The 12995-nt window shown below is 65.4% G+C and carries 12 protein-coding genes; 9 read left to right on the forward strand and 3 right to left on the reverse strand.

Features of this window, described 5'->3' with window-relative positions; genetic code table 11:
- The first annotated feature begins 25 nt into the window (after nucleotides 1–25).
- Nucleotides 26–1108: a glycine zipper 2TM domain-containing protein gene (locus B2R83_RS00575; protein WP_292037714.1), complete on the forward strand. Its 1083-nt coding sequence runs from the start codon at nucleotides 26–28 to the stop codon at nucleotides 1106–1108.
- An 81-nt stretch (nucleotides 1109–1189) separates the two neighbouring features.
- Here the strand turns inward: B2R83_RS00575 and B2R83_RS00580 are convergent, their stop codons facing one another.
- The 3 genes from B2R83_RS00580 to B2R83_RS00590 all read right to left on the reverse strand — a co-directional run bounded on the left by B2R83_RS00580 (nucleotide 1190) and on the right by B2R83_RS00590 (nucleotide 3607).
- Nucleotides 1190–1984: a Crp/Fnr family transcriptional regulator gene (locus B2R83_RS00580; RefSeq protein WP_027866725.1), complete on the reverse strand. Its 795-nt coding sequence runs from the start codon at nucleotides 1982–1984 to the stop codon at nucleotides 1190–1192.
- Between the two features lie 387 nt (nucleotides 1985–2371).
- Nucleotides 2372–3016 (reverse strand): response regulator, encoded by a 645-nt coding sequence (locus tag B2R83_RS00585; protein WP_027866726.1) that lies wholly within the window; start codon nucleotides 3014–3016, stop codon nucleotides 2372–2374.
- A 123-nt stretch (nucleotides 3017–3139) separates the two neighbouring features.
- Nucleotides 3140–3607: a universal stress protein gene (locus B2R83_RS00590; RefSeq protein ID WP_292037716.1), complete on the reverse strand. Its 468-nt coding sequence runs from the start codon at nucleotides 3605–3607 to the stop codon at nucleotides 3140–3142.
- A 369-nt stretch (nucleotides 3608–3976) separates the two neighbouring features.
- Here B2R83_RS00590 and B2R83_RS00595 point away from each other — a divergent pair, with 369 nt between their 5' ends.
- From B2R83_RS00595 to B2R83_RS00630, 8 genes are all read left to right on the forward strand, one after another.
- Complete coding sequence (locus tag B2R83_RS00595; RefSeq protein WP_292037717.1) at nucleotides 3977–4846, forward strand: protein phosphatase CheZ; 870 nt, start codon at nucleotides 3977–3979, stop codon at nucleotides 4844–4846.
- Entirely contained in the window at nucleotides 4846–6747 is a 1902-nt protein-coding gene (locus tag B2R83_RS00600) for a chemotaxis protein CheA (protein ID WP_027866729.1), read from the forward strand. Before B2R83_RS00595 ends, B2R83_RS00600 begins: the two co-directional genes overlap by 1 nt.
- 246 nt (nucleotides 6748–6993) lie before the next feature.
- Nucleotides 6994–8394, forward strand: a complete 1401-nt coding sequence (gene leuC / locus B2R83_RS00605; protein WP_292037718.1) for a 3-isopropylmalate dehydratase large subunit — start codon at nucleotides 6994–6996, stop codon at nucleotides 8392–8394.
- A gap of 35 nt (nucleotides 8395–8429) precedes the next feature.
- The gene (locus B2R83_RS00610) at nucleotides 8430–8552 is read left to right on the forward strand and encodes an entericidin A/B family lipoprotein (RefSeq protein ID WP_292037719.1); all 123 of its coding nucleotides are present in this window, start codon (nucleotides 8430–8432) and stop codon (nucleotides 8550–8552) included.
- Between the two features lie 70 nt (nucleotides 8553–8622).
- Nucleotides 8623–9270, forward strand: coding sequence for a 3-isopropylmalate dehydratase small subunit (leuD, locus tag B2R83_RS00615; protein ID WP_292037720.1), 648 nt, complete (start codon nucleotides 8623–8625; stop codon nucleotides 9268–9270).
- A 14-nt stretch (nucleotides 9271–9284) separates the two neighbouring features.
- Nucleotides 9285–10355 (forward strand): 3-isopropylmalate dehydrogenase, encoded by a 1071-nt coding sequence (leuB, locus tag B2R83_RS00620; protein ID WP_292037722.1) that lies wholly within the window; start codon nucleotides 9285–9287, stop codon nucleotides 10353–10355.
- A gap of 22 nt (nucleotides 10356–10377) precedes the next feature.
- Nucleotides 10378–11505 (forward strand): aspartate-semialdehyde dehydrogenase, encoded by a 1128-nt coding sequence (gene asd, locus B2R83_RS00625; RefSeq protein WP_292037723.1) that lies wholly within the window; start codon nucleotides 10378–10380, stop codon nucleotides 11503–11505.
- Nucleotides 11506–11837: 332 nt separating this feature from the next.
- Nucleotides 11838–12995, forward strand: a 1158-nt coding sequence (locus B2R83_RS00630) for a type IV pilus assembly protein FimV (protein WP_292037724.1), incomplete at its 3' end; no start/stop codon positions are given.

Genomic DNA, 12995 nt, shown 5'->3' on the forward strand with positions numbered 1-12995 from the left:
TGCCAATCGACAAGGGGGCGAAACCATGGTTTTCAGTAAGCTGCTGCAGGCCGCGTTCGCTGCGGCAATGATGCTTGGACCGGTCCTGACGGGTAGTGTCACCGCCCAGGCCCAGCAATCTCAGAACCGCGCCTACGGGCCGGTCATCAACGGATTCAACGTGGAAGAAGTGCGCCGCCTGACGCCCGGCGTCGAGCTGCATTTCGACCTGTACGGCAGCCCCGGCGGCATCGCCACCCTGCGCATCGACGGCGCCACCCGCAACCTGAACCTGACCGAAGTCGAGCCTGGCCAGTACACCGGCACCTATACCATCGGCACCCACGACCGCATCCGTCCGGAAAGCGGCGTCACCGCCAACCTGCGCCTGGGCAACCAGGTTGCCACCAATTTGCTGAGCGAATCGCTGCTGCAGCAGAATGCGCCGCGCGAACGGCGCGGCCAGCTGGCGTCGGCGCCGGCGATCGAGCGCTTCAACGTGCAGGGCAGCCCCGACCTCAGCCCGGGCAACGAGCTGCGCTTCACGGTGTTCGGCACCCCGGGCGGCCGTGTCGAGGTGGCGATTGCCGGTGCGCGCGGTGTGTTCTTCCTGCCGGAAGTGCGGCCGGGCGAGTACGACGCCGTGTATACGATCCGCAACGCCGACCGCATCGCTCCGGATAGCCGCGTGACGGCCACCATCCGCGCCAACGGCCGCTACGTCACCTCGGTGCTGGGCCGTCCGCTGCTGGCGGGTGCGCGCGTCAGCGAACCGCGCCAGGCGCGCTACTGCACCAACTGCGCCACCGTGGAGGCGGTGAACGTGATCGAAGTGTCGGGTAATGGCAACTACCTGGGTACCGCGGGCGGCGCCGTCATCGGCGGCCTGCTCGGCAGCCAAGTCGGCAGCGGCAGCGGCCGTACCGCGGCCACCGTGGCCGGCGCAGTGGCCGGCGGCTTGGCAGGACGCAACGTCCAGCGCAATATGAACCGCGACCAGCGTTATGAAGTCATCGTGCGCTATGCGAACAGCGGCGCGACCCAGACGCTGCAGTTCGAGAACGATCCGGGCTTCCGCCAGGGGGATCGGGTGCGGGTGAACAATGGGGTGTTGTCGCGGGATCAGTGATCCACAGAAAAACGACACCAAAAAACACAAGGCCGGTGCCCCTGAGGGAACCGGCCTTGTTGTTTTTTAGCTACGAACTGTTCAGGCGGTGGCGAGGACCTGGTCGTCACCCGGCTGCTCGCTCTCGGCCTTCTGCTTGGCGCCACCCTTGGTGCGCGAGCGCGAGGGCGGCAGGCGGCGCAGGGTCTTGAGGGCTTCGGCGTCCTTGATGCCGATGGTGCGCTGGTCGACGGTGATCAGGCCGATCTCGTTGAAGGCCGACAGGGTGCGGCTGACGGTTTCCAGGGTCAGGCCGAGGTAGCTGCCGATCTCGTGGCGGGTCATGCGCAGGTTGAACAGCTTGCTCGAGTAGCCCATCGCGGCGAAGCGGTCGGCCAGCGAGACCAGGAAGCGGGCCACGCGCGCTTCGGCCGAGAGGGCGCCGAGCATGCCGATCATGGTCTGCTCGCGCACCAGTTCGCGGCTCATGACGCCGTACATCATGTTCTCGAGCTCGGCGTGGACGCGGCCGAGGGCGGTGAGTTTCTTGAACGGCAGCAGGATCAGGTCGCAGTCGGACAGGGCCACCGCTTCCGAGGCGTAGTGGCGGGTGTGGATGCCATCCACGCCCAGCATGTCGCCCTTCATCGGGAAGCTCAGCACCTGTTCGTTGCCGAACTCGTCGATGAGTACGGTTTTCAGGAAGCCCGAGTTGACGATGTACAGGGTGTCGAAGGCCTGGCCGATGGTGTGGACGCGCTGGCCGGTCTTGAACTGGACATGCTGGAACAGCAATTCTTCGGAGGTCACCGAGACGCTGGCCGGGATGCGGAGCAGGTCGCAGACTTCCTTGAGATTGGACCAGAGGCGTCCCTGGCGCTGGCGGCCGGCTTCCATGGGGGAGTGCATGGTCGGCTGGGTGACGTTGCGTTGTTCTGACGTTGGCTGGGACTGCATGCTCATCTCCAGGTGAAAGACTCAGGGTTTCGGCGACCACGGGGCGGAGCATCTGGCTCACGCTGGGACTTGGATCGCAAGCAAGTCGAAACGCTGAATTCAGTATGCCAACACGAGTCCGGCACGGATATCAGCGATGGCTGAATATGTAGGTAGGAAGGCTGACAGGCTTGTAGGAATAATCTTACCCCTGATGTTGAACTACAGAGGAAGAGGTCAGCGAGGCGCTGTAGGAGGAGGGGGAGTGCGAGGGGGAGGCGGGCGCCCCCCTGGTGGGGGCCACCTGCGGCACAAAACCGCCGGTGGCGTGTCTAAGACTTCTTAATCCTAGGCTTTCATCGGGGACAACAGCCGGTGCGCCACGGCGTACTGGACCATTTCCGACAGCGAGCTCATGCCCATCTTCTGCATGATCCGGGTCTTGTGGGTACTGACCGTCTTGACCGACAGGTGCAGGCTGTTGGCGATCTCGGTGATCGACTTGCCACCGACGAGGTGCGAAAACACCTCGAATTCACGGTCCGACAGCTGTTTATGCAACAGCTGTTCGTTCGGCGCCATGATATTGAGCGCCAGCTGCTCGGCCACTTCAGTACTGATATAAGGACGTCCCGACGCCACCTTGCGGATCGCGCCCACCAGCTGGGTGCCCGCGCTTTCCTTGGTGAGGTAGCCCTGGGCGCCGGCGCGGATCGCCCGCACCGCGTACTGTTCTTCCTCGTGCATGGTCAGGATCAGGATCGCCAGCTTGGGCGCCTCGCTGCGTACCTGGCGGATCAGGTCGACGCCGCTGCGGCCCGGCATCGACAGGTCGAGCAGCAGCAGGTCGAAGCCGCCCTGGCGTACCTGGGCCAGCACCTCAAAGCCGTTGGTCGCCTCCCCGGCGATCTCGATATCCGGCGCACCATCGAGGATGCGCTTGAGTCCTTCGCGCATGATCGTGTGGTCGTCGGCAATGACGATGCGAATCATAAAACCATCCTTCTCGGTGAAAGCAACGATGACCTAGGGAAGCACTGATTCAGTGCTTCCCAATGCAGGCTAACACAGGACGGCAGTGGCATCTGTCGTACTTTCTTCACGCCGACCGCGTTGTCAAGCAGGTGCGGGCTCACTGATCAGGCGGTGCACCAGCACCGGCTTGGTCGTGTGCGACAACACCTTGTTGGTGACGCTGCCGAGCAACAGCTGGCCCCAGCCGCTGCGGCCGTGCGATCCCATGAAGATCAGGTCGCAGCCTTCCTGCTCGGCGATATCGACGATCTTGAGGGCCGCGGTGTCGGAAAACGCGGTCATGCAACTGTGCTTCAGGCCGGCGCCAGCGCAGGAGCGCATGATTCTTCCCATGTACTCCTCGCCCATGCGGCGCATCTGCGCGATATATTCTTCTTCGCTCGGATAGGAGGGCGGAATGATTTCCACGTACACGGGATACTGATAATCGGGCGCGACGAACAGGGCCAGCACCTCGGCGCCCATCTGTTGCGCAAATTTGACGCCGGCGCAGGCCGTATGCTGCGACACGGCCGAGCCGTCGGTGGTGATCAGGATTTTGCGGTACATGATGACTCCTCCAATGGCCACGCCATTCTGGGGCGTACCGGGCGCGGCGGCGATTGCAAGAACGCAAACTGTTGAGCTTGATCAAACTCTGGGTTCTTATTGCTCGGCAACTGCAGCGCCGTGATAAGAAGAACCATCGAGTTACGAAAAACAACACCTCCCTTGTGTAAACATTCAGGAACCGTGCCATTTAATTGTCGCGGAATTAAGTTTCGCTGTCCATTTTGTTGTGTCTCCGTCGCCGAGATTTACCTGTGGCAACTACGCTGCTACACTCGCATGCAGACTTTGGACCATCCCGGATGGTCGCAGTAAACACTACTGAATACCGCTGATTGCGAACTTATACACCATGGAGAAGCAGGGATTATGACCGACGCCGCTGACGATTTCGACGCACTATTCGAGGAAGTGGCGGCGCAGCGCGCCAACGCTCCTGCCCCGGCGCCGGCGGCCGAGCCCGCACCGGCCCCAGCTGCGGCAGCTGTCGCAGACGGAGACGACCTCGACTCCCTGTTCGACCAGGTATCGGCGGCAAGTGCGCCGGCGATCGCCGCTGCCGCTCCAGTGGCGGCCGCGGCAGCTGCGCCGGCTGCGGCGTCCGTGCCGGCCGTGGCCAGCGACGGCGAACACGCCATGTTCGAACGCCTCGGCGGCATCGTGCGCCTGCTGCACGATTCGCTGCGCGAGCTCGGCTACGACAAGGCGCTGACCGAGGCGTCCTCGGCCATCGTCGACGCCCAGGACCGCCTGGAATACGTCGCCACCCTGACCGAACAGGCCGCCAACAAGGTGCTGAACACCCTGGACGACGGCATGCCGGCGCAGGACCTGCTGTCGAAGCAGGCCAAGGACATGGAAACCCGCTGGGCCGACCTGTTCTCGGGCAAGCTGAGCCTGGACGAATTCAAGGCCCTGGCCGGCGATTCGCGCCAGTTCGCCACCGCCGTGAACGAAGCCACCGAAGCCGAGAAGGCGCGCCTGCTCGAGATCATGATGGCCCAGGACTTCCAGGACATCACCGGCCAGCTGATCAAGAAAGTAGTCAAGATCACCCAGACCGTGGAATCGGAACTGGCGCAGCTGCTGCGCGACAGCGCGCCGGCCGACCTGAAGGAAAAGCTGGCGAAGAAAGAAGTGCCGGCCGCGCCCGCGCCGCTGATGCAGGGCCCGTCGGTGCCGGATACGGCGCTGAACCAGGACAACGTTGACGATCTTCTGGCCGATCTGGGGTTCTAATGGACGATATGCTCAAGGACTTCGTCGTCGAGGCGATGGACCTTGCGGTGAATGTTGAAGAACATTTGCTGCGCCTCGAACGCGATCCGGACAACAAGGAAACCCTGAATGCGGTGTTCCGTTCCTTCCACACGATCAAGGGCGGCGCCGGCTTCATGGGCCTGCCCGCGCTGGTCGCCGCCTGCCACCTGACCGAGAACCTGTTCGACGCCCTGCGCACCGGCGCCGCGCCGGTGACGCCGCTGGCGATCGAAGCCGCGCTCGAGGCCTCGGGCTTCGTGGCGGACCAGCTCAATGACCTGAACAACGGCACCCCGCCGGAAAGCCTGGCGCAAATGCCGGAAGCCCTCGAACGCATCCTGAAGGACGCGATCGAAGGCAAGGGCGCGACCAGCGCGCCGGCAGCCGCGCCGGCGCCTGTGGCCGCACCGGCACCCACCGTGGCCGCCCCGGTTGCGGCAGCGCCGGCCGCCGCCTCGGCTCCGGTTCCGGCCGCTGGCGAAGATGGCCTGGACTGGGTCGGCATGTACAACGCCGTGGTGCCTGCGGGCTCCGCGATTGCGGCCGGATCGGCCGTGGCCGCTGCGCCTGCCGTCGCCGCGCCTGCCGCCGCGTCCGTCGCTGAAGCCACGCCGGCTGCGAAACAGGGCGGCTGGGATGGCGTCGATCGCCGCCAGAACGACAAGGTCGCCGATGCGCGCGCCGCCGCGGCCCCGGCCAAGGACGAAAGCATCCGTATCGATGCGGTCAAGCTCGACGCGCTGCTGGAAGTGGCGGGCGAATCGGTGCAGGCCGCCAACCAGGCCGCTGTGCTGCTCGAGCGCCTGCAGCAGTTCAAGTTCGAAGGTCCGGCCGCCGCCCTGATGGCAACGCTCACCGAGACCCTGGAACGCGCCTCGCGCTACTCGGCCGAACTGCAGCGCGCCACGCTGGCGACCCGCATGCAGCCGGTGGGCCGCCTGTTCCAGAAATTCCCGCGCCTGGTGCGCGAACTGGCCAAGGACCTCGGCAAGGACGTCGAGCTGACCATCGAAGGCGCCGAGACCGAAGTCGACCGCGTCGTGGTGGACAGCCTGTACGACCCGCTGGTGCACATGCTGAGGAACGCCCTGGACCACGGCGTCGAGTCGCCGGAAGAGCGCGTCGCCGCCGGCAAGCCGGCCAAGGCCTTCATCCTGCTCAAGGCGTGGCAGGAAGCCAACAGCGTCATGATCGTGCTGCAGGACGACGGCAAGGGCATGGACCCGGTCAAGCTGCGCCGCAAGGCGATCGACAAGGGCCTGATCGGCGAGAACGGCGCCCCCAACGACGACGACGCCTACCAGCTGGTGTTCCTGCCGGGCTTCTCGACCAAGGAAGTGGCTTCCTCGGTGTCGGGCCGCGGCGTGGGCATGGACGTGGTCAAGACGGCGGTCGAAAAGAACCGCGGCGCGATCCGCATCGATTCTTCGCTCGGCCATGGCACCAAGTTCGCGATCCGCCTGCCGATCGAACTGTCGATCGTCCCGACCATGCTGGTGTCGACCTCGGGCGCCTCGCTGGCGCTGCCGATGGCCGTCGTCGAGCGCGTTGTCGAGCTGCCGGAAGAGTTCCAGTGCGTGGGCGGAGCCCCGGTGCTGAAGGACCAGGGACGCCCGCTGCCGGTGCGTTCGCTGGCCCTGGCGCTGGGCTACGAAGCCTGCTCGGAACGCGTCGGCATCGTCATCAACGCCCCGCAGCCCTACATCCTGGCGGTGAACGCCGTGGACGGCACGGCCGACCTGGTGATCAAACCGATGACCGCGCTGTCGGTCGAAGGCATCACCGGTACCGCGCGCTCGGCCGAAGGCGAACTGGTGCTGGTGGTCGGCCTGTCCTTCCTGATGGACGGCGGCCGTTCGAACGTGCGCCTGGCCGCGTAGGTAATTACCGCAGTGCGCAAGGCGGCCAGTGCGCCGCTCTGTGACAAAATCGCATACAAAAGCCTGAGCTTCCCCGCTCAGGCTTTTTTTATTTGCATGCTGAGTTGTCTATGCAAATAATATTTGCATACTTTCTGCTTGATTGGCAGAAAAATGCGTTGCCCCGGCTTGGTGCGGCAGTGCACAATTATGGCATAATCAAAAATCGTCCCCGCATAAGGGGGTACCGCGTTCACCGGATAGACCATGCAAAAAACGCTCTACGACAAACTCTGGGATTCCCATGTCGTGCGTGCCGACGCCGATGGCACCACAGTCCTCTATATCGACCGCCACCTGGTGCACGAAGTCACCAGTCCGCAAGCCTTCGAAGGCCTGCGCGAAGCAGGGCGCGGACTATGGCGTACCTCGGCCAACCTGGCCGTGGCCGACCACAACGTGCCGACCACCGACCGCGCCCACGGCATCCTTGATGCGACCTCGCGCCTGCAGGTCGAGACCCTGGACGGCAACGCCAGGAGCTTCGGCCTGACCTACTTCGACATGAACGACAAGCGCCAGGGCATCGTCCACGTGATCGGCCCGGAGCAGGGCGCCACGCTGCCCGGCATGACCGTGGTCTGCGGCGACTCGCACACCAGCACCCATGGCGCCTTCGGCTGCCTGGCGCACGGCATCGGCACCTCGGAAGTCGAACACGTGCTGGCCACCCAGACCTTGCTTGCCAAGAAATCGAAATCGATGCTGGTGCAGGTCGAGGGCGAACTGCCGCCGGGCGTGACCGCCAAGGACATCGTGCTGGCCGTGATCGGCAAGATCGGCACCGCCGGCGGCACCGGCTACGCCATCGAATTCGGCGGCTCGACCATCCGCGCCCTGTCGATGGAAGGCCGCATGACGGTCTGTAACATGGCGATCGAAGCGGGCGCGCGCGCCGGCATGGTCGCGGTGGACGACACCACCATCGACTACGTCAAGGGCCGCCCGTTCTCGCCCAAGGGCGAACAGTGGGAGCAGGCCGTTGCCTACTGGCGCACCCTGCACTCGGACGAAGGCGCCGTGTTCGACACGGTCGTGGAGCTCGACGCAGCGGAGATCCGCCCGCAGGTCACCTGGGGCACCTCGCCCGAGATGGTGGTTTCCGTGGACGGCCGCGTGCCCGATCCGCGCGAGGAAAGCGACGCCGTGCGTCGCGGCGCCATCGAAAAGGCCCTGGCCTACATGGACCTCCTGCCCAACACCCCGATCGACCAGATCAAGATCGACAAGGTCTTCATCGGCTCCTGCACCAACTCGCGCATCGAAGACCTGCGCGCCGCCGCCGAGGTGGTGCGCGGCCGCCGGCGCGCCGCCAACGTCAAGCTGGCGATGGTGGTGCCGGGCTCGGGCCTGGTGAAGGAGCAGGCCGAGCGCGAAGGCCTCGACCGCATCTTCAAGGAAGCCGGCTTCGAATGGCGCGAGCCGGGCTGCTCGATGTGCCTGGCCATGAACGCCGACCGCCTGGAGCCGGGCGAGCGCTGCGCCTCGACCTCGAACCGCAACTTCGAGGGACGCCAGGGGCAGGGCGGCCGCACCCACCTGGTCTCGCCGGCCATGGCCGCCGCCGCGGGAATCGCCGGCCACTTTGTCGACGTACGCGCCTTCTAGCGCGTTAATACCGCTTTAACCGTAACAGGAACATCATGAAGAAAGTAATCGCACTCGCCCTGACCGCCATCGTCCTCACCGGCTGCAACACGATCTCGGGCATCGGCAAGGACGTGCAGAAGGTCGGCCAGGTCGTCACCAGCGCCGGCGGCAAGTGACCAACAACTAAGCAACAACCAAGCAACGAGCAAGCAACAAGGGAGCGGCAGGAGCCGAACAGGATCGAACATGGATAAATTCACCGTACATGAGGGAGTGGTAGCGCCGCTCGACCGTGCCAACGTCGACACCGACGCCATCATTCCGAAGCAGTTCCTGAAATCGATCCGCCGCACCGGCTTCGGGCCGAACCTGTTCGACGAGTGGCGCTACCTGGACCACGGCGAGCCGGGCCAGGATTGCAGCACCCGCCCGGTCAACCCGGACTTCGTGCTGAACCAGCCGCGCTACGCGGGCGCCTCGATCCTGCTGGCGCGCAAGAACTTCGGTTGCGGCTCCTCGCGCGAGCACGCGCCCTGGGCCCTGCAGCAGTATGGCTTCCGCGCCATCGTGGCGCCGAGCTTCGCCGACATCTTCTTCAACAACTGCTACAAGAGCGGCCTGCTGCCGATCGTCCTGTCGGAAGAAGAGGTGGATGGGCTGTTCAAGGCGGTGGAGGCGAATCCGGGCTTCACGCTGGTGGTGGACCTGGAAAAGCAGCGCGTCGGCACCCAGGACGGCAGCATCTCCTACGGCTTCGCCATCGACGACTTCCGCAAGTACTGCCTGCTGAACGGCCTGGACGACATCGGCCTGACCCTGCGCCATGCCGACGACATCCGCGCGTTCGAGCAGCGCCACCTGGCAGCCCAGCCGTGGCTGGCCAACACGATCTGATAAAGAGAGACCGCATGAAAATCGCAATCCTGCCGGGTGACGGCATCGGCCCGGAGATCATGGACCAGGCGGTCAAGGTCCTGAACGCCCTCGGCGAGCCCTTCGAGATGGAAAGCGCCCAGGTCGGCGGCGCCGGCTACGCGGCCCACGGCCATCCGCTGCCGGAAGGCACGCTGAAGCTGGCCAAGGAAGCCGACGCGGTGCTGTTCGGCGCCGTCGGCGACTACCAGTACGACACGCTCGAGCGCGCGCTGCGCCCCGAGCAGGCCATTCTCGGCCTGCGTCGCGAACTCGGCCTGTTCGCCAACCTGCGTCCGGCCATCCTGTATCCGGAACTCGCGGGCGCCTCGACGCTCAAACCCGAGGTCGTCTCGGGCCTGGACATCCTGATCATCCGCGAGCTCACCGGCGACATCTATTTCGGCAAGCCGCGCGGCGTGCGCGAATGCCCGGACGGCCCGTTCGCCGGCCAGCGCGAGGGTTTCGACACCATGCGCTATGCCGAAGGCGAGATCCGCCGCATCGCCCACGTGGCCTTCCAGGCCGCGCGCAAGCGCGACCGCCGCGTGACCAGCGTCGACAAGGCCAACGTGCTGGAAACCTTCCAGTTCTGGCGCGACATCGTCACCGAGGTGCACCGGGAATACCAGGACGTCGAGCTCGAGCACATGTACGTCGACAACGCGGCCATGCAGCTGGTGCGCGCACCGAAGAAGTTCGACGTCATCGTGACCGGCAACATGTTCGGCGATATCCTGTCGGATGCCGCCGCCATGCTCACCGGTTCGATCGGCATGCTGCCCTCGGCCTCGCTCGACGCCAACAACAAGGGCCTGTACGAACCCTCGCATGGCTCGGCGCCGGACATCGCCGGCCAGGGCGTGGCCAATCCGCTGGCGACCATCCTGTCCGCCGCGATGATGCTGCGCTTCAGCTTCGGCCGGCTTGAGGCGGCCGACCGCATCGAGAACGCGGTCAAGCGCGTGCTGGCCCAGGGCCTGCGCACCCCCGACATTTACGAAGCAGGTACCAGGAAGGTCGGTACCGAAGACATGGGCAACGCGGTCGTCGCGGCCCTCCAATAATTTACATTCCAAGGAAAGCAAAATGAAACTAGTAGGCCTGGTTGGCTGGCGCGGCATGGTGGGCTCGGTCCTGATGCAGCGCATGCAGGAAGAGGGCGATTTCGACCACATCGAGCCGGTGTTCTTCACCACCTCGAACCCGGGCGGCGCGGCGCCGAAGATGGCGAAGAACGAAACCACCCTGAAGAGCGCGCTAGATGTCGCCGAACTGTCCAAGTGCGAGATCATCATCTCCTGCCAGGGCGGCGACTACACCACCGACGTGTTCCCGAAGCTGCGCGCCAGCGGCTGGAACGGCTACTGGATCGACGCGGCCTCGACCCTGCGCATGAACGACGACGCCGTCATCGTGCTCGACCCGGTCAACAAGGAAGTCATCAAGAACGCCATGTCGCGCGGCGTGAAGAACTTCATCGGCGGTAACTGCACCGTGTCGTGCATGCTGATCGGCCTGGGCGGCCTGTTCGAGCAGGGCCTGGTCGAGTGGATGACCTCCATGACCTACCAGGCGGCATCGGGCGGCGGCGCCCAGCACATGCGCGAGCTGCTGACCCAGTTCGGCACCATCAACGGCGCCGTCAAGCCGCTGCTGGACGACCCGGCCTCGGCCATCCTCGAGATCGACCGCACGGTGCTGGCGACCCAGCATGGCCTCTCTGCCGAAGAAACCAGGCAGTTCGGCGTGCCGCTGGCCGGCAACCTGATCCCGTGGATCGACAAGGACCTGGGCAACGGCCAGTCGAAGGAAGAGTGGAAGGCCGGCGCCGAGACCAACAAGATCCTCGGCCGCGGCGAAGGTTTTGGTTCCAGGGCGATTCCGGTGGACGGCCTGTGCGTGCGCATCGGCGCGATGCGCTGCCACTCGCAGGCGCTGACCATCAAGCTGACCAAGGATGTGCCGCTGGACGAGATCAACGACATCATCGCCTCGCACAACCAGTGGGTGAAGGTGGTGCCGAACACCCGCGAAGCCTCGATGCGCGACCTGTCGCCGGCCGCCGTCACCGGTGGACTGGGCATCCCGGTCGGCCGCCTGCGCAAGATGTCGATGGGTAATGATTACCTGTCGGCCTTCACCGTCGGCGACCAGCTGCTGTGGGGCGCGGCCGAGCCGCTGCGCCGCATGCTGCGCATCGTGCTGGACAAGTAACAAGCAAGAAACCCTGCAGGGCCGATCCTCGATTGGCCCTGCGTATCGTGTTGGCAGCCTTGCCACACCTGCTGTCATAGTGCTAAGCGCTTGTAATCAAACGCTATCAAACACGCCCCGCATCGGTCATTCTGGCCACATATCTCCGGCTCCCTCGACGAGCTTGTGCGCTGGGAGCTTGCATGCTCCAGAGCATGATGATATGTTGAGACTCCTGGGAAATCGTCTTTCCTGTGGCCAACTTTCTCTCACTGCCGATTATGCATTTTCCTCACCGTCCTCCGCTCATGGCATTTGCGCTGAAATCAGTCACCGCGGCCGTGGCAAGTGCCGTGCTCCTGTCGTCTGCCGCCTCGGCTGCGGGCCTCGGGAAGCTGACGGTGCTGTCGGCACTCGGCCAGCCGCTGCGTGCCGAAATCGAACTGACGACGACCGCCGGCGAGGATGCATCGAGCCTGGCAGTGAAGCTGGCCTCGCCGGAAGCCTTCCGCGCGGCCAACATCGAATTCAACCCGGCCCTGCTGTCGCTGCGCTTCAATGTCGAGCAGCGCGCCGGCCGCCAGTTCATCCGCGTTTCCTCGAGCCAGCCGCTGAACGAGCCCTTCGTCGACATGCTGATCGAGCTGTCGTGGAACAGCGGCCGCCTGGTGCGCGAGTACACCTTCCTGCTCGACCCGGCCGAACTGCGTAACACCCAGCCGGCCCAGGCGGCGGCCGAGACCCGCCCGGCAGCGGCCCAGCCGTCCGCGCCACTCCCTCAGCCGCGGCCAGCGGTGCCACAGCCGGCAGCGCCGGTCGCGCAACAGCCGCAACAGCCGCAGCAGGCCCAAGCGCCGCGCGCGGCCGCGCCTGCAGCCGCCGCGGCCGAGACCCCTTCGAGCTACCGCGTGCGCCAGGGCGACACCCTGGGCAAGATCGCCGCCAAGCTCAAGCCTGCCGACATCTCGCTCGACATGATGCTGGTGGCGCTGTACCGCGCCAATCCGGACGCCTTCATCGGCAACAACATGAACCGCCTGAAGTCGGGCCAGATCCTGTCGGTGCCGGATTCCGGTGCAATTCGAGGCAGCGGCAGCGGCGACGCCGAGGCGCGCGGCATCGTGGTTGCGCACGCGGCCGACTTCAACGCCTACCGCAACAAGCTGGCAGGGCAGGTGGCCAACGCCGCCCCGCAGCGTACGCCGCAGGCCGGCCAGAGCGCGGCCGGCAAGATCACCGCCAAGGTCGAGGAACGCCCGACCGCCGCCAACGAATCGCAGGACCAGCTGCGCCTGTCGAAAGCCACCCAGGCGGCCACCGGCGCGCAAGGAGCCGCCACCGCGAGCGCCGAAGACAGCATCGCGCGCGAGCGCGAACTGGAGCAGGCCCAGGCCCGCGTCAAGGAACTCGAGAAGAACGTCAACGAGCTGGAACAGCTGATGACGGTGAAGAGCCGCTCCGGCAGCGAGGTGCAGAACGCCGCCGCGGCGGGCGCCGCCGCGGCGGGCGCC

Source organism: Massilia sp. UBA6681 (assembly GCF_002454935.1).
In the GTDB taxonomy this organism is placed as follows: Bacteria; Pseudomonadota; Gammaproteobacteria; order Burkholderiales; family Burkholderiaceae_D; genus Telluria; species Telluria varians.